At 64.5% G+C, this 22893-nt stretch carries 19 protein-coding genes and 1 pseudogene; 6 read left to right on the top strand and 14 right to left on the bottom strand.

The features are described from left to right. The first annotated feature begins 14 nt into the window (after window positions 1–14). Entirely contained in the window at window positions 15–1202 is a 1188-nt protein-coding gene (locus ACZ5MJ_RS02465; RefSeq protein WP_464222126.1) for an acetylornithine transaminase, read from the top strand. 242 nt (window positions 1203–1444) lie between these two features. Here ACZ5MJ_RS02465 and ACZ5MJ_RS02460 read toward each other — a convergent pair whose 3' ends face one another. The 8 genes from ACZ5MJ_RS02460 to ltrA form a co-directional block, all read right to left on the bottom strand. Beyond that, a complete protein-coding gene (locus ACZ5MJ_RS02460) occupies window positions 1445–2161 on the bottom strand; it encodes an ABC transporter ATP-binding protein (RefSeq protein WP_464222125.1) in 717 nt (238 codons plus the stop codon). Between the two features lie 17 nt (window positions 2162–2178). Further along, complete coding sequence (locus tag ACZ5MJ_RS02455) at window positions 2179–2955, bottom strand: ABC transporter ATP-binding protein (RefSeq protein ID WP_464222124.1); 777 nt, start codon at window positions 2953–2955, stop codon at window positions 2179–2181. Between the two features lie 13 nt (window positions 2956–2968). Beyond that, window positions 2969–4126, bottom strand: a complete 1158-nt coding sequence (locus tag ACZ5MJ_RS02450) for an ABC transporter permease subunit (protein ID WP_464222123.1) — start codon at window positions 4124–4126, stop codon at window positions 2969–2971. Window positions 4127–4137: 11 nt separating this feature from the next. Continuing rightward, on the bottom strand, window positions 4138–5073 hold the full coding sequence (locus tag ACZ5MJ_RS02445) for a branched-chain amino acid ABC transporter permease (protein WP_464222121.1): 936 nt from the start codon (window positions 5071–5073) through the stop codon (window positions 4138–4140). A 212-nt stretch (window positions 5074–5285) separates the two neighbouring features. Beyond that, window positions 5286–6488, bottom strand: coding sequence for a branched-chain amino acid ABC transporter substrate-binding protein (locus tag ACZ5MJ_RS02440; RefSeq protein WP_464222120.1), 1203 nt, complete (start codon window positions 6486–6488; stop codon window positions 5286–5288). Window positions 6489–7059: 571 nt separating this feature from the next. Next, the gene (ispH, locus tag ACZ5MJ_RS02435) at window positions 7060–8025 is read right to left on the bottom strand and encodes a 4-hydroxy-3-methylbut-2-enyl diphosphate reductase (protein ID WP_464222118.1); all 966 of its coding nucleotides are present in this window, start codon (window positions 8023–8025) and stop codon (window positions 7060–7062) included. Window positions 8026–8065: 40 nt separating this feature from the next. After that, window positions 8066–8554, bottom strand: coding sequence for an FKBP-type peptidyl-prolyl cis-trans isomerase (locus tag ACZ5MJ_RS02430; RefSeq protein WP_464222116.1), 489 nt, complete (start codon window positions 8552–8554; stop codon window positions 8066–8068). Window positions 8555–8663: 109 nt separating this feature from the next. After that, window positions 8664–10367, bottom strand: a complete 1704-nt coding sequence (gene ltrA / locus ACZ5MJ_RS02425) for a group II intron reverse transcriptase/maturase (protein ID WP_464222115.1) — start codon at window positions 10365–10367, stop codon at window positions 8664–8666. Window positions 10368–11541: 1174 nt separating this feature from the next. Between ltrA and radC the strand changes: the two are divergent. From radC to nadB, 4 genes and pseudogenes are all read left to right on the top strand, one after another. Then, window positions 11542–12226 (top strand): annotated as a pseudogene (gene radC, locus ACZ5MJ_RS02420) (RadC family protein). Window positions 12227–12417: 191 nt separating this feature from the next. Next, window positions 12418–12651 carry a 50S ribosomal protein L28 gene (gene rpmB / locus ACZ5MJ_RS02415; protein WP_006575661.1) on the top strand — a complete coding sequence of 78 codons (234 nt, stop codon included), beginning with the start codon at window positions 12418–12420 and terminating at the stop codon, window positions 12649–12651. Between the two features lie 13 nt (window positions 12652–12664). Continuing rightward, the gene (gene rpmG, locus ACZ5MJ_RS02410) at window positions 12665–12835 is read left to right on the top strand and encodes a 50S ribosomal protein L33 (protein WP_078197739.1); all 171 of its coding nucleotides are present in this window, start codon (window positions 12665–12667) and stop codon (window positions 12833–12835) included. A 192-nt stretch (window positions 12836–13027) separates the two neighbouring features. Next, entirely contained in the window at window positions 13028–14620 is a 1593-nt protein-coding gene (gene nadB, locus ACZ5MJ_RS02405) for an L-aspartate oxidase (protein ID WP_464222104.1), read from the top strand. 73 nt (window positions 14621–14693) lie between these two features. Here the strand turns inward: nadB and nadC are convergent, their stop codons facing one another. From nadC to purN, 6 genes are all read right to left on the bottom strand, one after another. After that, window positions 14694–15557: a carboxylating nicotinate-nucleotide diphosphorylase gene (nadC, locus tag ACZ5MJ_RS02400; protein ID WP_464222102.1), complete on the bottom strand. Its 864-nt coding sequence runs from the start codon at window positions 15555–15557 to the stop codon at window positions 14694–14696. Next, window positions 15554–16708 carry a quinolinate synthase NadA gene (gene nadA / locus ACZ5MJ_RS02395; RefSeq protein WP_464222100.1) on the bottom strand — a complete coding sequence of 385 codons (1155 nt, stop codon included), beginning with the start codon at window positions 16706–16708 and terminating at the stop codon, window positions 15554–15556. Before nadA ends, nadC begins: the two co-directional genes overlap by 4 nt. 127 nt (window positions 16709–16835) lie before the next feature. Next, window positions 16836–18026, bottom strand: a complete 1191-nt coding sequence (locus tag ACZ5MJ_RS02390) for a DesA family fatty acid desaturase (protein ID WP_464222098.1) — start codon at window positions 18024–18026, stop codon at window positions 16836–16838. Window positions 18027–18423: 397 nt separating this feature from the next. Beyond that, on the bottom strand, window positions 18424–19830 hold the full coding sequence (locus tag ACZ5MJ_RS02385; protein ID WP_464222096.1) for a mechanosensitive ion channel family protein: 1407 nt from the start codon (window positions 19828–19830) through the stop codon (window positions 18424–18426). A gap of 63 nt (window positions 19831–19893) precedes the next feature. Continuing rightward, on the bottom strand, window positions 19894–21288 hold the full coding sequence (locus ACZ5MJ_RS02380) for an RsmB/NOP family class I SAM-dependent RNA methyltransferase (RefSeq protein WP_464222095.1): 1395 nt from the start codon (window positions 21286–21288) through the stop codon (window positions 19894–19896). Beyond that, window positions 21285–21953: a phosphoribosylglycinamide formyltransferase gene (gene purN / locus ACZ5MJ_RS02375; protein WP_464222094.1), complete on the bottom strand. Its 669-nt coding sequence runs from the start codon at window positions 21951–21953 to the stop codon at window positions 21285–21287. The genes ACZ5MJ_RS02380 and purN overlap by 4 nt, the downstream gene beginning before the upstream one ends. Before the next feature lie 245 nt (window positions 21954–22198). Here purN and ACZ5MJ_RS02370 point away from each other — a divergent pair, with 245 nt between their 5' ends. Beyond that, a complete protein-coding gene (locus tag ACZ5MJ_RS02370; RefSeq protein WP_464222092.1) occupies window positions 22199–22858 on the top strand; it encodes a response regulator in 660 nt (219 codons plus the stop codon). Window positions 22859–22893: the final 35 nt, after the last annotated feature.

The raw sequence follows: 22893 nt of genomic DNA, 5'->3' as shown, positions 1-22893 counted from the left end.
CCCTGGAGTCCGCCATGGCATTTGCTGAGTATCCCGTCCAATCCCTGATGTACATCACCAACCGGCCCGAACTCGTGTTCACCGAGGGCAAGGGCTCCTGGCTGACGGATCACAACGGCAAGCGATATCTGGACTTCGTGCAGGGCTGGGCGGTGAACTGCCTGGGCCATTCCAACCAGGGCATGATCGACGCGATGGTGGCCCAGTCGCACAAGCTGATCAACCCGAGCCCGGCCTTCTACAACGAGCCCATGCTCAAGCTGGCCAAGCAGCTGACCGACAACAGCTGCTTCGACAAGGTCTTCTTCGCCAACAGCGGCGCCGAGGCCAACGAAGGCGCGATCAAGCTGGCGCGCAAATGGGGCCGCAAGCACAAGGACGGCGCCTTCGAGATCATCACCATGGACCACAGCTTCCATGGCCGCACGCTCGCCACCATGAGCGCGTCGGGCAAGGCCGGCTGGGACACCATCTTCGCGCCGCAGGTGCCGGGCTTCCCGCGCGCCGAGCTGAACGACCTGGCCTCGGTGGAGAAGCTGATCACCAGCAAGACCGTCGGCATCATGCTGGAGCCGGTGCAGGGCGAAGGCGGCGTGATCCCCGCCACCCGCGCGTTCATGCAGGGCCTGCGCGCGCTGGCCGACAAGCACAGGCTGCTGCTGATCGTCGATGAGGTCCAGGCCGGCTGCGGGCGCTGCGGCACGCTGTTTGCCTATGAGCTGGCAGGCGTCGAGCCGGACATCATGACACTGGGCAAGGGCATCGGCGGCGGCGTGCCGCTGTCGGCGCTGCTGTGCAAGGCCGAAGTCGCCAGCTTCGAGGCCGGCGACCAGGGCGGCACCTACAACGGCAACCCGCTCATGACCGCGGTCGGCAGCGCCGTGATCGAGCAGCTGACCGCGCCGGGCTTCCTCGACGAGGTCAAGGCCAAGGGCGAGTACCTGAAGGAACAGCTGCTGGCGCTGTCGGCCGAGTTCGGCCTGGGCGGCGAACGCGGCGAGGGCCTGCTGCGCGCGCTGCTCCTGAACAAGGACATCGGCCCGCAGCTGGTGGAAGAAGCGCGCGACATGGGCCCGCAGGGCCTGCTGCTGAACGCGCCGCGCCCCAACCTGCTGCGCTTCATGCCGGCCCTGAACGTGACCCGCGAAGAGATCGACCAGATGATCGGCATGCTGCGTACGCTGCTGAAGAAGCTGGCCTGATTCGTCAGGCAGCACCAGACGAAAAAAAGCCTCGCTTCTCGCGAGGCTTTTTTTGTTTGGCAGCGATGTCAAAAACGCGCCGCAGAGGAGTGAGGGAGAGGGCCAGCACCGCAGAACCCGTGCACACCGGCCTGAGCCGGCCCGCGCGGGGCCCCGCGGCAAGGGGAAAGGCCTTGCGCCTGCGAGCGCCCGCCCTCTCCCTCACCCCTCTGGCGGCAAGGGTGGGAGCGGCGGCGCGCCGCTTATTCGCCCAGGTAGGCCGCCCGCACCTTCGGATCGTCCAGCATCTGCCTGGCGTCCCCGCTCATGGTGATCAGGCCCGACTCCATCACGTAGCCGCGGTGCGCGGCCTGCAGCGCCAGGCGCGCGTTCTGCTCGACCAGCAGCACGGTCACGCCCTGCGCCGAGATGTCGCGCACGACCTCGAAGATCTTCTCGACCATGATCGGCGAGAGGCCCATCGAGGGCTCGTCCAGCAGCAGCACCTTGGGCTGGCTCATCAGCGCGCGCGCCATCGCCAGCATCTGCTGCTCGCCGCCGGACATGGTGCCCGCCAGCTGGTTGGCACGCTCCTTCAGGCGCGGGAAGATGCCGAACATGCGCTCGACATCGGCCTTGATGCCGGCCTCGTCGTTGCGCGTGTAGGCCCCCATCTGCAGGTTCTCGGTGATGGTCATGCGCGCGAACACACCGCGGCCTTCCGGCACCATTGCCAGGCCCTGCTTGAGCAGCGCGTAGCTGGGCACGCCCTTGATCGACTTGCCCATGTACTCCACGTCGCCGCCGCTCCAGCCCTGCAGGCCGGTGATGGCCTTCATGGTGGTGGTCTTGCCGGCGCCGTTGGCGCCGATCAGCGTCACCAGCTCGCCATCCTTGATGTCGAGGTCGATGCCCTTGACGGCCTGGATGCCGCCGTAGGCAACCTTCAGGCCCGAGATCTTCAGTACTGTCTGTGTCATTGCTTGTCCTCCGGCCATCAGTGTGCCGATGCGCCGAGGTAGGCCTCGATCACCGCGGGGTTGTTCTGCACGTCTTGTGGCAGGCCCTGGGCAATCACCTTGCCGTAGTCCAGCACCGTCATGCGGTTGCACAGGCCCATCACCAGCTTCACGTCGTGTTCGATCAGCAGGATGGTCTTGCCATCATTGCGGATCTTGTCGAGCAGGCCGCGCAGTTCGACCTTCTCGGTCGCGTTCATGCCCGCGGCCGGTTCGTCCAGCGCCAGCAGCTTGGGCTCGGTCGCCAGCGCACGCGCGATCTCCAGCCGGCGCTGGTGGCCGTACGACAGGTTGCGCGAGGTGAAGTTGGCGTACTTGCCGATGCCGACGTAGTCAAGCAGGTCATGCGCACGATCCTCCACATCCGCCTCTTCCCGGCGCACCGAAGGCGGCCGGAACACCGCACCGAGCAAGCCGGCCTTGGTCCGCACGTGCCGGCCCACCATCACGTTCTCGAGCGCGGTCATTTCGCCGAACAGGCGGATGTTCTGGAAGGTGCGGGCAATGCCCGCCTTGGCCACCTCATGCACGGCGGTCGGCTGGTAGGCCTGGCCACCGAGCACGAACTCGCCGGAGTCAGGCGTGTACAGGCCGGTGATCACGTTGAAGAACGTGGTCTTGCCGGCGCCGTTCGGCCCGATCAGCCCGTAGATTTCGCCCGGATTGATCTGCAGGCCCACATCGGACAGCGCCTGCAGGCCGCCGAATCGCTTGTTGACCCCCTGTACCGACAGGAGGAAGTTGTCATTGCTCATGTTATCCCCCTGGTCAGAAACGGCCCACGCTGCCCGCCCGGCGTGCCACCGGACGGTCTTCCTTGCGCGGCGATGGCCAGATGCCCGCCGGGCGATACAGCATGACGCCCACCAGGGCCAGGCCGAACAGCAGCTGGCGCAGCACTTCGGCATCGACGATGGTATGGCCGAACAGCATATTCTGCGCCGGCTCCGCCACGGCACGCAGCAGTTCCTGGAAGCCGACCAGCAGGAGGCCGCCAAGGATCACGCCGGGGATGTGCCCCATGCCGCCGAGCACCACGATGGCCAGCACATAGATGGACTCCCACAGCACGAACGATTCAGGCGACACAAAGCCCTGGAAGGCACCGAACACTGCGCCGGAAGCGCCGCCGAACGAGGCACCCATGGCAAAGGCCAGCAGCTTGATGTTTCGGGTGTTGATGCCCATTGCCTTGGCGGCGATCTCATCCTCGCGGATGGCGACAAAGGCGCGGCCGATACGCGAGTTCTGCAGCCGCAGGCAGATGAACACGATCACGATGACCAGGAACACCAGCAGGTAGTAGTACATGAACACCGGCGTGAACTTGAGGCCGAGGATATCGTGGGACTTCGAGAAATTGAAGCCGAAGATATGGACCGGGTCGACCGCGGTGATCCCCTTCGGCCCGTTGGTGATGTTCAGCGGGCGGTCAAGGTTGTTCATGAAGATGCGGATGATCTCGCCGAAGCCCAGGGTCACGATGGCGAGATAGTCGCCACGCAGCTTGAGCGTCGGCGCACCCAGCAGCACGCCGAAGGTGGCGGCCACCAGGATCGCGATCGGCAACACGAACCACATCGACAGATGCAGGCCGTGGGGGAACAGCTGATGGATCCACTCGAACTGGTTGGACAGGTGGGGCGAGCCCAGCAAGGCCATCAGGTAGGCGCCGACGGCATAGAACGCGATATAGCCGAGATCGAGCAGGCCGGCAAAGCCCACCACGATGTTCAGGCCCAGCGCCAGCATGATGTAGATCAGCGCGAAGTCGAGCACGCGCACCCAGTAGTTGCCGCCCAGCGTCTGCACGATGAACGGCGCGCACAGCGCGACCACCAGGAAGCCAATGAGCGCGGCCAGGGTCTTTGCCGGAACGCGCGAAGGCGCCGCAACCGCCGCCGTGGATGGAATCGGAGTATTCATGGATTCGCTCCTCAAGCGCGTTCGGCCACTCGCTCGCCCATGATGCCGGACGGACGGAACACAAGTACGATAATCAGCACGATAAAGGCGAAGACGTCCTGGTAGTTGGAGCCGAAGACGCCATTGGTCAGGTCGCCGATATAGCCGGCGCCGAGCGCTTCGATCAGGCCCAGCAGCATGCCGCCGACCATGGCGCCCGCGAGGTTGCCGATGCCGCCCAGCACCGCGGCGGTGAACGCCTTCAGGCCGGGGATGAAGCCCATGTAGAAGTGGGCATTGCCGTAGTTGGTGGCCATCATCACGCCGGCCAGCGCGGCCAGCGTGGCGCCGATCATGAAGGTGGCGGAAATGACGAAATTGGGGTTCACGCCCATCAGGCCGGCCACCTTCTGGTTCTCGGCGGTGGCGCGCATGGCGCGGCCGAGCTTGGTGCGGTTGACCAGCGCGAGCAGCCCGGCCATCACCATCACGGCCATGCCGATGATGACCATTTCCTTGCCGGTGATGGTGGCGCCGGTCGAGCCGATGTCGATGGGCTCGGACGGCAGCAGCTGCGGGAAGGTCAGCGGGTTGCGCGACCAGATCAGCATGCCCATCGTCTGCAAAATGATGGAGACGCCGATCGCGGTGATCAGCGGTGCCAGCCGTGGCGCATTGCGCAAGGGCCGGTAGGCGATACGCTCGATGGAATAGGCCAGTACCGCGCAGACCGGCATGGCGATCAGCGTGGCGATCACCAGCGTCAGCCATTCCGGCAGGCCGGGGGCGAATTTCTGCAGCCCCAGGATCGCTGACAATGCGGTCAGAGCGCCGATCATCAGCACGTCGCCGTGGGCGAAGTTGATGATCCCCAGAATGCCGTAGACCATGGTGTAGCCCAGTGCGATCAGCGCATAGATGCTGCCGAGCACCAGACCGTTCACGATCTGCTGGATAAAGATATCCATGAAAACTCCTGCTTCAGTCCCGGACCTTACGGCATGGTGTGGATGCCGGGGGGACCATGATGTGTGATGGGTAGGGTTGCTGAGGTTGGTTTGCTGGTAAGCGGCCTGCCATGCTCCATCCAGGGTAAGGATGCTTCTACATTAGGCGAGGCTAAAAAGAACGGCACCGCAAAATACTCACGGTGCCGTTCGGATGGGCCGGTAAGCCCTGATTACATCTTCACGACGTCGAGGACGGACTTCTTCTTGTCCTTGTACTCGTACAGCGTAATGGTGCCTTCCTTCATGTCGCCCTTTTCGTCGAAGGCGATATTGCCGATCACGCCCTTGTAGTTGGTCTTGGGCATTTCGGCCAGGATGGCGGCCGGTTCGGTCGAGTTGGCGCGCTTCATGGCGTCGACGATGACCATCACGGCGTCATAGGTGAACGGTGCGTAGATCTGCACCGGGGCGTTGAAGCGAGCCTGGTAGCGCTTGTCGAAGTCGGCACCGGTCTCCATCTTCGACAGGGCCAGGCCTGCCTCCGAGCAGATGATGTTCGACACGGCATCGCCGGCCAGTTCCGCCACCTTGTCGGTACAGACGCCGTCGCCGCCGACGATCTTGGCACCGATGCCAAGTTCCTTGGCCTGCTTGGCGAACGGGCCGCCGGTGGCGTCCATGCCGCCGTACATGATGACGTCAGGCTTCTTGCCCTTGATCTTGGTCAGAATGGCCTTGAAGTCGGTGGCCTTGTCGTTGGTGGCTTCACGCGCCACCACGTTCACGCCGGACGCCTTCGCGGTCTTCTCGAACTCGTCGGCCAGGCCCTTGCCGTAGGCGGTGGCATCGTCGACGATGGCCACGCTCTTGGCGTGCAGGGTCTTGGCGGCGTAGTTGGCCAGGGCCGGGCCTTGCTGGGCATCAGTGGCCACCACGCGGTAGGTGGTCTTGAAGCCCTGCTTGGTGTAGTCCGGGTTGGTCGACGACGGCGAGATCTGCACGATGCCCGCGTCGCTGTAGATCTTCGACGCCGGGATCGACACGCCCGAGTTCAGGTGGCCAACCACGGCCACGACCTTGGCGTCGACCAGCTTCTGCGCCACGGCGGTGCCAGTCTTCGGATCCGCTGCGTCGTCTTCGCCGACCAGTTCGAGCTTGATCTTCTTGCCACCGATTTCCAGGCCGGTCTTGTTGACTTCTTCCACGGCCAGGCGGGCGCCGTTTTCGTTGTCCTTGCCAAGGTGCGCGATACCGCCGGTCAGCGGGGCCGCATGGCCGATCTTGACGACGACCTCGCCGCCACCCGCTGCGGGAGCGGCCGCCGCCGGCGCCGAAGCTGCCGGTTCAGCCGGCTTCTCTTCCTTCTTGCCGCAAGCTGCGACCAGCGCCACTGCAGCCGCGATCGGCAGAATCTTGGCAAACGTGATTTGCATGAGTGATCTCCTAGGATTCACAAAAACAGGGATTTGCAACGCCTCCCGGGGCGTTTCCCTGGACCGCCTTTGTTTAGTTTCAATTTGAAACGCGCGCATTGTATCCCCTTTCTTAGTCGATGCAATACGCGACGCAACATCCTTAACCATTTACCGGTCAAATGAGCTAGGGAATTTCCCCAATGCACAGAATGCGGCAATTCCCGCCCACATGACGCGGTCGCCCCACGTACTTACAAGAATCGTGCCTGCGCCGCCTGAAGAGGCGAATAAGCATCGCCGGCGCCACCTATAATGCTCCTTTATTAATTAGGTGTTCCATTTAAATGCAATGTCACCGATCTCTAATGTGCAGAATGTAGCGCCGCACCATAATAGGGAAAACCCCAGACCCGGGGATTACCCTGATTTGTCTGGCGTAAAAGACAGGCATCAATGACTGCACCGTGCGCGTGCATTAATCGGGCGGCAGATGAACGCCCGCCGGCAGCGCCAAAAACAAAAGGGCGCCGCATCAAGCGGCGCCCTCTTAATCAGGCAGGATTGAAAGGCGGGTACGCCCGCGCATTCCTCAAGCGGCTGCGCTGGTGGGCAACAACCCGCGCGGCAGCGGGAAAGCCATGTTCTCTTCGATGCCATCGAGTGGGCGCACCTGGCGCGCACCAAGTTCGCGCAGGCGCTCGACGATCGACTGGGCCAGCGCCTCGGGCGCCGAGGCACCGGCGGTCAGGCCGATGCGGCGCTTGCCGGCAACCCACTCGGCCCGCACCTGCTCGGGCGCATCCACCATATAGGCCGGCACGCCCAGGCGCTCGGCCAGCTCGCGCAGACGGTTGGAGTTGGAGCTGTTGGGGCTGCCCACCACGATCACCACCTCCACCTGCGGCGCCATGAACTTGACCGCGTCCTGGCGGTTCTGCGTGGCATAGCAGATGTCCTGCTTCTTGGGCTCGCGGATCTGCGGAAAGCGCGCCTTGAGCGCGGCCACGATCTCGCGGGTCTCATCCACCGACAGCGTGGTCTGGGTGACGTAGGCCAGGCGCGAGGGATCGGCGATCTGCAGCTTGCCGACATCGCCGACCGACTCCACCAGCACCATGCCGGTGCTGGCCTGGCCCATGGTGCCTTCCACTTCGGGATGGCCGCGATGGCCGATCATCACGATCTCGCAGCCCTCCGCGCGCATCTTGCTCACTTCGACGTGCACCTTGGTCACCAGCGGGCAGGTGGCATCGAACACATGCAGCCCGCGCGCGGCGGCGTCCTCGCGCACTTCACGCGAGACGCCATGGGCGCTGAAGATGACCGTGGCGCCGGCGGGCACCTCATCGAGCTCGTGCACGAACACCGCGCCCTTGCGGCGCAGGTCGGCCACCACATAGGCGTTGTGCACGATTTCGTGACGCACGTAGATGGGCGCGCCGAAGCGCGCGAGCGCACGCTCGACAATCTCGATGGCACGGTCCACGCCGGCGCAGAAGCCGCGCGGCTGGGCCATCAGGATTTCTGCGTCGGGTGCGGGGATCAGGTCAGGCATGCTGCGGTATAAGTACAGGTTCGGCACAGGTGCGGCGCGCTCACAAAATGCCGATCAGCTGCACGTCGAACAGGATGGTCTGCCCGGCCAGCGGATGGTTGAAGTCGAACAGCGCAGCCGTCTCGCCGATCTCCTTGAGCACGCCCGCGTACTTGCCGCCGCCGGGCGCGTTGAATTCCACCAGGTCGCCCGCGCTGTAGTCCTCTTCGAACGAGCTGTTCTCGCGCAGCGTGGCGAGCGACACCCACTGCAGCAACTCGGGGTTGCGCGGGCCGAAGGCCTGCTCCGGCGCCAGCCGGTAGGTCATGCGCTCGCCCTCGGGCATACCGAGCAGCGCCTGTTCGAGCGTGGGCGCGAACTGACCCTGCCCCAGCAGCAGCGTCGCGGGCTTCTCCTCGAACGTGCTGACGACCTCAGTGCCGTTCTCGAGCGCGATGCTGTAGTGCAGGGTCAGGAAGGAGTCTGGCTGGACAGTCTTGCGGCCAGTCGTGCCGCCGTCGGCTTCCGACGCGAAAGTTTGCAAATTCATGGGTGATCAACCGGTGTAGGGTAGGAGCAGGCCATCGCTGGCCCACTCCCCCCTAAGAACCGTACGTGCGGGTTTCCCCGCATACGGCTCAAGCCTTCTCAAAATACCATCAAATCGATGGCACCGGCTTTACAACAGAAAGCCCGTGGTTATGCACTTGGACGTGACAGTTCGGATGCAGCAGCACTCGGTTCCTCAGAGCATCGGAGCCACCGCGCACGCGGTACTCGATGTGGTGGTCATGCCACCCAGTCTCCTTGGTCATCTTGCACTGACACAGAGCACACAAGCCTCGCTGAGACATGTACAGCTTGATCCACTGCTTGCGGTGCGCCATGCTTTCCAGCAGCCGCTCCTGTCGCAATGTTTCACCATACACCTCCTGCGCCGGATCGAAGGGGTTGTAATCCGCTCTTACTTTCTTGTGCCGTTGGATGGGTGTGCTCGCGAGCGAGTACAACTCAACCCATACCTCACTATCGACATCTTTCACTACCGTGGTCCCGAACACCCAGTTGCGCTGACTGACTGAGGCGAAGTACTTCTTCCGCACCCAATCTGCCTTCTTGCCTGGATGTCTCCGCTTGGCCCACCGCCACAGAGCACGAAAAATGTCGTGCCCCAGACGGTTGAAGGCCGCCTTCGCCACTACGGCGCGGTGATACTGCGCCCAACCTCGTAGCATCGGGTTCAGCAGTCGAATCAGCTCTGACTGCTTCACCGTCTTGTTGGCACTGATGACATCCTTCACCTTGCGATAGAACGTCTGCACGTTCTTCTTGCTCGGCTTGATGAGCAGCGTTCCCGAGTACTTCCGGAAATTCCACCCAACGAAGTCAAAGCCGTCGGCTATGTTGACGATCCGCGTTTTCTCCGTGGATAGCGTCAGCCCCCGTATCGCTAGGAACTGCTCCACCCACGGCTTCACTTCGTTTTCTAGGATCTCAGGCGTATTGCCTGTGATCACGAAGTCGTCCGCATAGCGCACAACGTTCACTTTCAGCTTTCGCGTTTTCGCGATCCCTAGCTTCTCCTCGAAGGAAGCAACCAGTTGTCGTTCCAACCCGTTCAGCGCCACGTTTGCCAGTGTCGGGGAGATGATTCCTCCCTGCGGCGTTCCGGCTTCGGTCGCCTGAAACTGGCCCTGAAATACCACGCCAGCTTTCAACCACTTCCGCAGGATGGCTCTGTCCATCGGGACGTTGCGCTCCAGCCAGTCGTGACTGATATGGTCAAAGCAGCCTTTGATATCCGCCTCCAGCACCCATTGGGCTGAGTGCCCCCTGGACAGGTTGACGAATAGCTGTGACATGGCATCCGCCGTAGAACGGTTGATCCGGAACCCGTAAGAGTTCGGATCGCCGGTCCCTTCGGACACCGGTTCCAGCGCCAGCAGGTGCAACGCCTGCATGGCTCGATCCAACATGGTCGGAATACCTAGTGGGCGTTCCTTCCCGTTGGCCTTAGGGATGAAGACCCGCCGCAATGGCAAAGGCCTGTACCCTCGGCGCTTCAACCGCCCGATGGCTTCCCACCGGACTTCAGGCGAGTCCCACAGTACGCGATCGACGCCTGCCGTTCGCTTACCTTGGTTCTCCGTCACTCGCTTAACCGCCGATGCCTTGGCGGAAAACGAGCGGGTCAGAGACCGTTGCAAGGCTTTCACCCTGCGCCAGTCCCCTTCCTGTGTAGCCTTCGCAATTCGGATCTGCATTGCCCGGACGTTCCGTTCCACTCGGCGCCAATTGATGGCATCCCAGCGTTGCGGTGCGCCGGAGAGCGCAGATTCATCCTCGCGGATCAATGCTTCCATGCTGCTCTCCTATCTTGAGGTCTTCCCCAAAAGGCAGAGACAACATGCCCCCTGAGGGGCAAATTGCCCCTCAGGGGAAGAAATTTCAGTTTCAAGCGGGTTAGCCAGTCGTCCTGCGACGAAAGACCAGTTGGAAGTCTGCCCGCTTTCGCGTGAGGTGATGTTTCAACCCCTATTCGAGCCATTACAGCCCGGCGTTCGCTTCCTCCAACCTCCCATACCCGCACAGCCAACAGCGTTCCTTACGGTCCGCCTGCCTGAGCCACACTGCACTCGGGCAGCCATACGGGCTTACCACGTTCCCAGCACGCTACAAGACCGGGTTAGGGTCTGCCTATTCGCCGATGGTCCAGTGACGACGTGCTCCGAATGTTGAGCGGAGCAACCGACCAAATACCGTTTTGGTTAGTGCCTGTCAGCAGCTTTGGCACCGCAATACTCACGACGTTTATCAGCAGTTCACTTCCGTTACCCATACCAGTCAGCCTAGCTCCTCGACCCCGTTGCTGCTCGGAGCCTCTGCCCGAAGACCTCGCGATCCACGGACACCCTTGCGGGGGCTACATTGTCAGGAGAGCTTCATACCCCACCGTTACCAGTGACGCATGTCTCCCTAGGCTACTGCTAGTCGCATAGCAGGTTCACTATCAAAGCGCCCTCGCGGACGTGTTTGACCGAACCATAGCGTGCAGAGCGTTCGCTCCGCCCGAACCCTACCTGCCGGTCCATACGGACCGAAAATGCAAATGCTCCGCCTTGTGGGCGGATGACACTCGCCCACTTGGCGTTGTGGCGGCCAGCTGGCCGCGTACAAACTTGGTGCCAGACTTCGGCATGTACCAACACTGCCCCTTCTTGGAAGAGGGGACAGATACCCCGCCCGAAGGCGTGGTTCGCGCCTTAGGGCGGGCACTGGCTGGTAGGCCAGTACTGCAAGTAACACCTTTCAGAAAACTCTGAAAAGTAAGCAGGCGCTAGCGGCGTAAGCTATGGTGGGCTTCGTTTCACTAGCAAGTGGGAGCAAGCTCCCAAGGTCGATGTGTCGTACGTGACTCGGACGGACACGAGAGTGCGTGTCGCACCAACAACCCGTATTGTATTCGACTGGACCGTCGCCCGCCGCCCCGCGCTCGGGTGAAACCCTGACTGCGGCGTGACTACCCTGGAAATACCCATGACCATTGCCAACTGGCCCGCCTGCGAGCGGCCCCGAGAGAAACTCCTGGAAAGCGGCGCCGCCGCCCTGTCCGATGCCGAGCTGCTTGCCATCCTGCTGCGCGTGGGCTCGGCCGGCAGAAGTGCCGTGGACCTCGCACGCGAGCTGTTGCACCGTTTTGGCTCGCTGACAGCCCTGTTTGCGGCCGAGGCGCGTGCACTGACCGGCATCCGGGGCATGGGCGAGACCAAATATGTCCAGCTGCAGGCCATCCCGGAACTGGCGCGGCGCGCTGGCAGAGTCGCTGCGGCTACCCACCGGCTTCGATTCCCGGGATTCGGTGTGCAGCTACCTGCGCCTGACGCTGGCGCCGCTGCCGCACGAGGTCTTCCTGTGCCTGTTCCTCGATCCGCGCAACCGCATGGTGGCCAGCGAAGAGCTGTTCCGCGGCACGCTGACGCGTACCGCCGTCTACCCGCGCGAGGTAGCGCGCCAGGCGCTGGTGCATAATGCAGCGGGCATCATCGTGGCCCACAACCATCCGCGCGGCACCACGACGCCCAGCCAGAGCGACATCCACCTGACCCGCGAGCTGGCGCGCACGCTGGACCTGATCGACGTGCGGCTGCTCGACCACTTCATCGTGGCCGGGCAGGAAATCCGCTCGCTGGCCGACTGCTGCGAGCGCTTGCCGGGACTGTGACGCCAACGCCACGGCAAGGGCCGGGCGGCAACACCTGCCAACGACAAAGCACAGAAGGCATTGATTCGGCGAGGGATTCCGGTCTATAATGCCCGTTTTGCTGAAGTCTCAACCGCTGCAGTCCGGGCCCGCGCGCCTTTTGTTGATCTGTTGCGAACATTGTCCACGAATAGAAGATTTAGGAGTGCTTCATGGCACGCGTCTGTCAAGTGACCGGGAAAGCGCCGATGGTCGGCAACAACGTTTCCCACGCAAACAACAAGACCAAGCGCCGTTTTCTGCCCAACCTGCAGAATCGTCGTTTCTTCGTTGAATCCGAAAACCGCTGGGTGAGCCTGCGCGTCTCGAACGCCGGCCTGCGCCTGATCGACAAGAAAGGCATCGACTCCGTGCTCGCCGACCTGCGCGCACGCGGCGAAGTCTAATTAGGAGCACATCATGGCAAGCAAGGGCGGCCGCGACAAGATCAAGCTGGAATCGACCGCAGGTACGGGTCACTTCTACACGACTACCAAGAACAAGCGCACCATGCCGGAAAAGATGGAGATCATGAAGTTCGATCCCGTCGTCCGCAAGCACGTCGCTTACAAGGAAACCAAGATCAAGTAATTGATCCTGGATCCCGCCAGAAAGCCCCGCCATGTTGCGGGGCTTTTTGTTTATGCGCCCGGAATCGTCGCGCCGGCGCCGTCGGCGTGATAAGCGCCCGCCCGACCCGTGGCACTGATGCACGGCATGGCGCGCGGGTGTAGACTTCCCCGCTTCCCCCATCTGCCAAGCGCCCCCTGCGCACTCCGCACCATGAATTTCGACGTCGCCATCGTCGGCAGCGGCCTGGCCGGCCTTACGGTCGCGCTGCAACTGGCCGACACCCATCGGGTGGTCATCCTCAGCAAGCGCGCCATGACCCATGGCGCCAGCGACTGGGCGCAGGGCGGCATCGCCGCCGTGCTGGATTCCGGCGACAGCCATGACGAGCACACCCAGGACACGCTCGTTGCCGGAGCGGGGCTGTGCGATGAAGAGGCAACTCGCTTCATCGTGGAGCACGGGCGCGAGGCCATCCAGTGGCTGATCGACCGCGGCGTGCCGTTCACGCGCGACGAGCAGGCCGAACTGGGCTTCCACCTGACGCGCGAAGGCGGCCACAGCCGCCGGCGCATCATCCACGCGGCCGATGCCACCGGCCATGCCGTGGTCAGCACGCTGCTGCAGCAGGCGACACAACACCCGAACATCACCATCCTGGAAGACCACTTCGCGATCGACCTGATCACCTCGCGCAAGCTGGGTCTGCCGGGCAACCGCTGCTACGGCCTCTACGTGCTGGACGACAGCACCGGCGCGGTGCACACCCTGACCGCCACGCATACCGTGCTGGCCGCCGGCGGCGCGGGCAAGGTTTACCTGTACACCACCAACCCGGACACGGCCACCGGCGACGGCATCGCCATGGCCTGGCGCGCAGGCTGCCGGGTGTCGAACATGGAATTCATCCAGTTCCACCCGACCTGCCTGTACCACCCCTATGCCAAGTCCTTCCTGATCTCCGAAGCGGTGCGCGGCGAAGGCGGCCTGCTCAAGCTGCCGGACGGCACCCGCTTCATGCCCGAACACGACGAGCGCGCCGAACTGGCCCCGCGCGACGTGGTCGCGCGCGCGATCGACTTCGAGATGAAGAAGCGCGGGCTGGACTGCGTCCACCTGGATATCAGCCACCAGCCCGAGTCCTTCCTGAAGGAACACTTCCCGACCATCCACGCGCGCTGCCTGGAGCTCGGCATCGACATCACGCGCGAGCCGATCCCCGTGGTGCCGGCCGCCCACTACACCTGCGGCGGCGTGGTGACCGACACCTCGGGCCGTACCGACATCGGCAACCTGTACGCCGTGGGCGAAACCGCCTGCACCGGCCTGCACGGCGCCAACCGGCTGGCCTCCAACTCGCTGCTCGAATGCATGGTGATCGGCCGCGCCGCGGCCACGGACATCGCGTCCAAGGACAAGGCCGGCCTGCCGGACATTACCCTGCCCGCCTGGGACGAAAGCCGTGTCTCCGATGCCGACGAGGAAGTGGTGGTGTCACACAACTGGGACGAGCTGCGCCGCATGATGTGGAACTACGTCGGCATCGTGCGCACCAGCAAGCGGCTGGAACGCGCCCAGCACCGCATCGGCCTGCTGCGCGAGGAGATCGCCGAGTACTACGCCAACTTCCGCGTCACCAGCGACCTGCTCGAGCTGCGCAACCTGGTCGAGGTGGCCTCGCTGATCGTGGACAGCGCCTACTCGCGCCATGAAAGCCGGGGCCTGCATTTCAGCCGCGACTATCCGGAGGCCCTGCCCAAGGCGCTGCCCACAGTGATGCAGCCGCCGGCAGCCAGGAAGCGCTGACGGCTGGCCAGGCAAAGAAAAACGGGGTGGCGCCGCAAGGCCCCACCCCGTTTTTCCGGTATCGCGCGAAGCGTCAGCCGATGATCCGCAGCGAATAGTCCGTCGCCCGCACGTCCTTGGTCAGGGCACCGACCGAGATCCGATCCACGCCGGTTTCGGCGAAGGTGCGGATGGTATCGGCATTGACGCCGCCCGACACCTCCAGCAGCGCCCTGCCCTGGTTGAGCCTGACCGCGTCCTGCATCATCGGCACGGTGAAGTTGTCGATCAGCACGGACCTGGCGCCGGCCGCCAGCGCTTCTTCCAGCTCGGGCAGCGTTTCCACCTCGATCTGCACCGATGCGCTGGTGTCCAGCGCCAGCGCCGCCTGCATGGCAGCGGTGATGCTGCCGGCCGCGGCGATATGGTTCTCCTTGATCAGGATGCCGTCGTACAGCGCCAGGCGCTGGTTCTCGCCGCCGCCGATGCGGACCGCATACTTCTGCGCCAGGCGCAGGCCCGGCAGCGTCTTGCGCGTATCCAGCACGCGCGCACGGGTGCCGGCGATCAGGTCGGCATAGCGGCGCGTCGCGGTGGCCACGCCCGACAGCAGCTGCAGGAAATTCAACGACGGGCGCTCCGCGGTCAGCAGCGAGCGCGCCGGGCCGGTAATCTCGCAAACCGCCGAGTCCGGTGCCATGCGCGCGCCTTCCTGCTGCAGCCAGCGCACTTGCAGCGCCGGGTCGACCGCGCGCATGCAGGCATCGAACCACGGCTGGCCGCACAGCACTGCCGACTCGCGCACGATCACGCGCGCGCGCGCCGCCTTGGCCGCAGGCACCAGCAGTCCGGTCAGGTCGCCGCTGCCGACATCCTCGGCGATGGCGGCCTGCACGTTGGCTTGCAGCGCGGCCTGCAGCGCCGGGCCGTAACTATCGAAAACGGGATTCACGCTCATGCCGGGCCGATCCCCTGGAACAGTGCCTGCTCCTTGGCCAGGTCGGCCGACGGCCGCACGTTGCGCTTCTGCGCGGCAGCGAAGTCCAGCATGCGGTTGATGCAGGTCACCGCCTGGCGCCCGGTCACCGGGTCGACATGGATCTCGTTGCGGCCGGTTTCCAGCACCTCGGCCAGGTTGGTGAGCGCGTTCATGGCCATCCACGGGCAGTGCGCGCAGCTCTTGCAGGTGGCGCTGTTACCGGCGGTTGGCGCCTCAATGAAGTGCTTGCCGGGCGCGGCCATGCGCATCTTGTGCAGGATGCCGTTGTCGGTGGCGACGATGAATTCGGTCGCATCCAGCTTCTGGGCAGCCTCGATCAGCTGCGAGGTGGAGCCGACCACGTCGGCCTGCGCCACCACGTTCTCCGGCGATTCCGGGTGCACCAGAATCCTGGCGTTGGGGAATTCACGGCGCAGCAGGTCCAGCTCGATGCCCTTGAACTCGTCGTGCACCAGGCATGAGCCCTGCCACAGCAGCATGTCGGCGCCGGTCTGCTTCTGGATATAGCTGCCCAGGTGCTTGTCCGGTGCCCACAGGATCTTCTTGCCCTGCGCATGCAGGTGCTCGACGATCTTCAGGCCGATGCTGGAGGTCACCATCCAGTCCGCGCGCGCCTTGACCGCGGCGCTGGTGTTGGCGTAGACCACCACGGTGCGGTCCGGGTGCGCGTCGCAGAAGGCAGCGAACTCGTCGGCGGGGCAGCCCAGGTCCAGCGAGCAGGTCGCGTCCAGGTCCGGCATCAGCACGGTCTTTTCAGGACTCAGGATCTTGGCGGTCTCGCCCATGAAGCGCACGCCCGCCACCACCAGGGTCTGGGCCTCGTGGTCGCGGCCGAAGCGTGCCATTTCCAGGGAGTCGGAAACGCAGCCTCCGGTTTCCTCGGCCAGGTCCTGCAAGTCGGCGTCGACGTAGTAGTGCGCCACCAGCACCGCGTTGCGCTCCTTGAGCAGGCGGCGGATACGCGCCTTCAGCGACTGGCGCTCATCGGGCGTCAGCACCGGCGGTACCTTGGCCCAGGCATGGGCCACGCAGCTGCCGCCAGTGGCGTTTTCGGCATCCGCCAGGTTCGGCTTTTCGAACTCGACGGTCTTGATCGATTGTGGGGTCATCTCCGGTACTCCTCTAGACCTCCGCCAGCAAGGATGCGGCCCGGCCAGAATATTGGGGAGTTTATCTAAAACAAAAGCCCCGCCATGGGCGGGGCTTTGTCAAACCATACGGCACGGCCGAATTGTATCAGGCGTAGCGGCGCAGGCGCAGCGAGAAATCGTGCAACGCCTGGATGCCACTGGCCTCGGCACGATGGCACCAGGCCTGCAGCTGCTGCAGCAGCTGCTCGCGTGTGAGGTTGGAACGGCCCCAGATGGCGGCCAGTTCACGGCGCATTTCCACGAAGGTCTGCAGCGCCTTGTTCTGCTCGACGATGCTGGCCAGCTGCTCGCGCTGCAGCGCGGCCAGCTTGGTTTCCTCGCGGTGGATCCACTTGCTGGCGGGCTTGAAGCTGCGGTACTCGGCCACGCGGCCTTCCTTGAGCCGTTCGAGTTCCTGGCGGAACGCGCCCTTGACGGCCTTGGCGTAGCGCGCCATCACGTCATAGCGGTTGGCGATGATGGCTTCCAGCGTGTTGTGGTCGACCGGACGGGCTTCCACCAGGCGTGCCTTGGGCGGGGTCTTCTTGACCTTGGCCAGGCCGACAGCCTGCATCGCGCGGATATAGCCCCAGCCCACATCGAACTCATACCACTTGATCGAGAACTTGGCCGAGGTCGGGTAGGTGTGGTGGTTGTTGTGCAGCTCTTCGCCACCGATGATCAGGCCCCACGGCGACACGTTGGTCGAGGCGTCCTCGCAATCGTAGTTGCGATAACCCCACCAGTGGCCCAGGCCATTGATGATGCCGGCGGCATGGATCGGGATCCACAGCATCTGCACGGCCCACACGGTCATGCCGATCACGCCGAACAGCGCCAGGTCGATGATCAGCATCAGGCCCACGCCCTGCCAGCCGAAGCGCGAGTACACATTGCGCTCGATCCAGTCATTGGGGCAGCCGTGGCCGAACTTGGCGACGGTTTCCTTGTTCTTGGCTTCGGCACGATACAGCTCCGCGCCCTCCAGCAGCACCTTGCGGATGCCGCGGGTCTGCGGGCTGTGCGGATCGTCTTCGGTTTCGCACTTGGCGTGGTGCTTGCGGTGGATGGCGGTCCACTCGCGCGTGACCATGCCGGTGGTCAGCCACAGCCAGAAGCGGAAGAAATGCTGCGCAATGGGATGCAGATCCAGCGACCGGTGCGCCATGCAGCGGTGCAGGAAGATGGTGACGCCGGCGATCGTGATATGCGTCACCACGAGCGTGTAGATGACGATCTCCCACCAGGTCCAGTTGGCAAGGCCGTTGGCGGCCCAGTCAAGAATAGTGTCGAACAAACTGTTCTCCGTCGGTTAAACAGGGACTTTCCCGTGCAGGCCGGTGGGGCCGGTGCACGCAACGCGCAGAAAAAAGGCTGCGAACCCAAGTGATTGCGGTAGCTTTCTGGCGCCTGCCACGGGACCCGAAGTCATTCCGGGCTCCCAGGCACACGAGTCTCGCGCCGGCGCTGGGATGGCGCAGGGCTGGCGGGACAAGGTACGAGCCGCTGCAATCTGGCGGCTGTCTGATGTGGGAGCGTACGCCTGCAACCTTGGCTGCAACCCGCGACAACCCGGCATTCTACCGGATCGCGGGACGCGCAAGCATACGCTATTACCCGCATTTTGACGGCACGCAACGGTTTTCGTTCCGCGGGGTGGCGCTTGCTGCGCCTACCGCCGGGCCCTCGCTGGCCTATGCCGCACTCGCCGCATTCGCGGCATCGGCTACCGTCTTAGATGGGGGCAGATCGGTGCCGGGCAAGGGTGCTTCGCCCAGCACGCGGACTTCGCGCTGCGGATAGGGAATGGAAATGCCGTGCTCGCGCAGCGTGCGCCAGATCGCGCGGTTCATCGCGGACTGCACGCCCAGCTTGCCGTTCTGCGGATCGGCGATGTTGACCGCCACCTCGTACTCGATGCCGCTGTCGGCAAACAGCACCAGGAACGCGGCCGGCGCGGGCTCGGGCAGCACGCGCGGCAGGTCGCGCACGCAGGCGGTCAGCAGCGCGATCACCGTCTCCGGATCGGCATTGTAGTCAGCCTGCACGCGTGTCGCCACGCGCACATTGGTGTTCGAGAACGAATGGTTCTGCACCGCCTGCGCCACCAGTTGCTCGTTCGGCACCAGCGTTTCGCCGTCGCCGTTGCGCACCACGGTATAGCGGGTGCGGATCTGCGACACGATGCCGGTGTACTTGTCCACCGTGATCTGGTCGCCAAGCTTGACCGAGCGGTCCAGCAGGATAATGAAGCCGGAGATGTAGTTGCTGGCGATCTTCTGCAAACCCAGGCCCAGGCCCACGCCCAGCGCGCCGCCGAACACCGACAGCACGGTCAGGTCGATCCCCACCAGCGACAGGCTCAGCAGCAGCGATACCAGCAGCAGCAGGGCCTTGGATATACGCGTCAGCACCACCTTCAGGTTGCCGTCGAGGCTGGCCGAGCGCATCAGCCGCTCTTCCAGCCAGGAGCCGAACCACAGGGCCACCAGCACCGTCAGCAGGATCCAGACCACCGCCATCAGGGTGTCGGCCACGCTGATCTTCTGCTTGCCGCCGACGGAGAAGCGCACGCCCTCCATCCACGCCACCACGTCGCTCAGCACGCCCAGCACGTACAGCGCCATGCCCATCCACACCAGCGTGGTCAGCACCTTCTCCACCAGCAGCAGCATGCCGTGCAGCTGGCCGCTGCCCGACATCACCCGGCGCAGCACATAGAAGGTGAAATTCAGGGCGGTGATGCCAAACAGCGGCACCAGCGCCAGCCGCAGCACGCTGATCGGGATCAGCGGCGCCAGCGCGAAGCGGGCGGCCAGCACCAGCACCCAGCCGGCCAGCGGGAACATGGCGCGTTCAAGGCTGGCAGCGGCAAAGCGCACGGAAAAGCTCGAGCTTTCATAGCGCGCTTCCAGCCGCCGCACCACGAAGCGCGCGACCGGCCACGCCACCAGCAGGCAGCCGGCCAACACCAGCAGCTGCCAGAAGAAGTCCGGCCCGCCTGCATCGCGGATCAGGTCGTCCAGCATCTTGCCGAACATCGAATGGGTGGCTTTCAGGTCCTTCAGGCCGCCCAGGTCGGACAGGGTTTCACCGTTCATGGTGCAGATTCAGGGTTGGCGCGGCCGCCCGCGCGCGACGGGCGGACCGGCAGGCAACAGCGCTCAGCTGGTGCGTTCCAGCACCGCGGCAAAGAAGCCGTCGGTCTGGTGCAGGTGCGGATACAGGGCAAACATGCCGTTGTCCGGCAGCCCGGCCACTTCGATCTTCTGCTCGGCCAGCACTTCGGCGGCCGGCACCAGGCGGAAGTTGGGGTGCGAGGCCAGGAAATCGCGCACGATCTGCTCGTTTTCGGCTTCCAGCACGCTGCAGGTCGCATAGACGACGCGGCCGCCGCCCTTCACCAGCCGCGCGGCGGAGTCCAGGATCGCGCTCTGCTTGGCGGTCAGTTCCAGCACCGACTCCGGCGACTGGCGCCACTTCAGGTCGGGGTTGCGGCGCAGCGTGCCCAGCCCGCTGCACGGCGCGTCGACCAGCACGCGGTCGGCCTTGCCGGCCAGGCGCTTGATCTTGGCGTCGCGCTCGGAATCGATCAGCACCGGATGGACGTTGGACAGGCCGCTGCGCGCCAGCCGCGGCTTCAGGTTGGCCAGGCGCTTTTCCGACACGTCGAAGGCATAGAGCCGGCCGGTCGAGCGCATCGCCGCGCCCAGTGCCAGCGTCTTGCCGCCCGCGCCGGCGCAGAAATCGACCACCATCTCGCCGCGCTTGGGCGCGACCAGGTTGCACAGCAGCTGGCTGCCTTCGTCCTGTACCTCGACCAGGCCATTGACGAAGATCGGCAGCTGGTTCAGCGCCGGCTTGCCGGCCATGCGGATGCCGGCGGACGCCATCGGCGTGGGCTCGGCACCCAGGGCTGCGGCGTGCAGCTCGGCCAGCGCGGCCTCGCGGCTGGTCTTGGCCAGGTTGACGCGCAGGTCCAGCGGCGCCGGGCGCAGCCAGGCATCGCCCAGGGCCGCGGCAAAGGCGTCGCCATGCTGGCGCACGATTTCGTCGTACAGCCACTCGGGCAGATTGGCGCGCACGCGCGGCGCCAGGCTGGAGCGCTCGATCGTGGTCAGGCGGTCCAGCCACTCGGCTTCTTCGGGATGCAGGAACGGCGTCAGCGCGTCGCGGCCCAGGGTCGCGGCCAAGCCCAGCAGCGCGAGGCGGCGCGAGGTTGCGCCCGTGCCGCTTTCGGCAAACTGGGCAAACTCGACGCGCCGGCGCAGCACCGCGTAGATCGCCTCGGCGATGATGCCGCGCTCGCGGTGGCCAAGCTTGGCGTTCTCTCGGAAGTAATAGCTGACCACGGCATCGGCCGGGCGCGCGAACAGCATGACCTTGCCCAGCAGCCGATCGATATGCTGGATATGAGTGGCGTGCAGCCCGCCATGCGAGCGCACCGGGGCGCCGTTGGCACCGGGCGACTTGCGGATCGGGCTGCCCTTGCCCTTGCTGCGCGCGGGGGCGCGGCCTTCGCTGCGCGGGGATCGGGTTCCTTCCTGGGTACGGCTCATGCCTTGACTCCTCCCGCCGGGGTATCGGCGGAGATGGCCATCAGCAATTGCGGTTCGGCCGGGTTGATAACGTTGACTACGCCGTCCTGCAGTTGCAGGCGGTTCTCGACGAACCATTGCACGGCGCGGGGATAGATCACGTGCTCGCACTCGAGCAGGCGCGTGGCCAGGCTCTCGGGCGTGTCCGTGGGCCGCACGTCGAGTGCAGCCTGAATCACGATCGGGCCATGATCCAGTTCAGGGGTCACGAAGTGCACGGTGGCGCCATGCAGCTTGACGCCCGCGTCCAGCGCCTGCTTGTGGGTGTTCAGGCCCGGGAAGCACGGCAGCAGCGACGGATGGATATTCAGCAGCCGGCCCGCATAGCGGTCGACGAAGCCGGGCGTGAGTATACGCATGAAACCGGCCAGCACCACCAGATCCGGCGCGTGGGCGTCGATGGCCTCGGCCAGCGCCGCGTCGAAAGCGGCCCGGTCAGGGTGCTGGCGATGGTCGACCACGCCGGTTTCAATGCCTTGCTGCTGCGCAAACTGCAGCCCGGCGGCATCCGGCCGGTTCGACAGTACTGCCGCCACGCGGGCGGGCCAGCCGCCGCCTGCGCAGGCACGGACGATGGCTTCCATGTTGGAGCCCCGCCCGGAAATCAAGATGACAATTTTTTTCATCGCGCAATTCTACCAAGGCGAGGCACTAAACTCCGGTAAAGCCAACCCATTACGTGCTTAATTCACGAGATTCGGACAGGCTTGGCCTGTGGTAACGAAGCCCTTTCACCCGATTGATGGATTGTGACGTTTCGCCCCCTCTGCTAGAGTGGGCCCTACGTCCACGCGCCATTCCCGTGCATGACATGGGGCTCTCCGGAGCTGGTGACAACAAGGACGAAACGGGAAATTGAACGGGAATTCGCATGTCGAACGCTGCACCGATGTTGTTGGTGGTCGATGATCATCCTATGGCCTTGTCAGGGACCACGGCCTTCCTGGCCGAAGTCATGCCGGATGTGGCAGTCCATGCCGCCGGCAGTGCCCGCGAGGCGCTGGCCAGCCTGCAGCAGGGCTTGCGCCCCGATATCGTACTGCTGGATATCTGGCTCAACGACGGCACCGGCTTCGATGCCATGCAGTCGTTCAAGACGGTCATCCCGGGCGCACGCTTTATCTTCATGTCCGCCGAGGCCACGCCTGAAATCGTCGGCCGCGCCCGCGCGCTGTCGGCCTGTGGCTTCGTCGGCAAGCACCTCGATGCCAACGCCTTCACCGCCGCGGTGCGCAAGGTACTGGCGGGCGACACCGCCTTCCCCACCGATGAAGCCCTGAACGGGCACGCGCAGTCGTTCGGCCCGGCCCACGGCATTCCGGTCACGCCGGCCGAACTCGGCCTGACGCCGCGCCAGGGCTCGGTGCTGGCGCTGGTGCTCGAAGGCCTGCCGAACAAGGTGATCGCGCGCCGGCTGGGACTGACCGAGAACACCGTCAAGGAACACGTGTCGGCCATCCTGCAGCGCCTGGGCGTGCGCACCCGCATGCAGGTCATGTCCCGGATGGAACGGTTCCGGCTGCGCCAGTAAGGCCAGCCGCCCTCCTTCCTCCCTGGCTCCGGCCC

It is taken from the genome of Cupriavidus sp. LA-1 (assembly GCF_055385985.1).
This window is presented reverse-complemented; position numbering and strand designations above follow the sequence as displayed.